A 376-nucleotide genomic window follows, 5' to 3' on the forward strand; every position below is an offset into this window, starting at 1 on the left:
TTCATCTTCGAGGGGCCAGACACCCCCGAGGTCGTGTGGCGCGCCGCCGACGATCTGTTCCGCGCCGCGATCGCTCTCGGCGGCACCCTGACCGGCGAGCACGGCATCGGCACCCTGAAGAGCCGGTGGCTCGCCGAAGAGCTCGGCGACGATCAGTGGGAGCTGCAACGGCAGATCACCCGGGTCTTCGATCCGCTCGGCCTGCTCAACCCCGGAAAGGTGTTCGCCGACCGTGCCTGACATCCTCGTGAGCGCCGCCATCCTCACCGACGCCGACGGCCGCGTGCTCGTCGTGCGCAAGCAGGGCACGACCCGGTTCATGCAGCCGGGCGGCAAGCCCGAGAGCGGTGAGACGCCGTCGCAGACGCTGCGTCGC

The 376-nt window shown here is 70.2% G+C and carries 2 protein-coding genes; both read left to right on the top strand.

What is annotated here, in order from left to right; all coding sequences use genetic code 11:
• Positions 1–240, top strand: a 240-nt coding sequence (locus ASV53_RS26620) for an FAD-binding oxidoreductase (protein WP_275657130.1), incomplete at its 5' end; no start/stop codon positions are given.
• 7 nt (positions 241–247) lie between these two features.
• On the top strand, positions 248–376 hold a 129-nt coding region (locus tag ASV53_RS26625; protein WP_275657131.1), incomplete at its 3' end, for an NUDIX domain-containing protein.

The sequence above is a fragment of the Photobacterium sanguinicancri genome (assembly GCF_002265265.1).
In the GTDB taxonomy this organism is placed as follows: Bacteria; Pseudomonadota; Gammaproteobacteria; order Enterobacterales; family Vibrionaceae; genus Photobacterium; species Photobacterium sanguinicancri.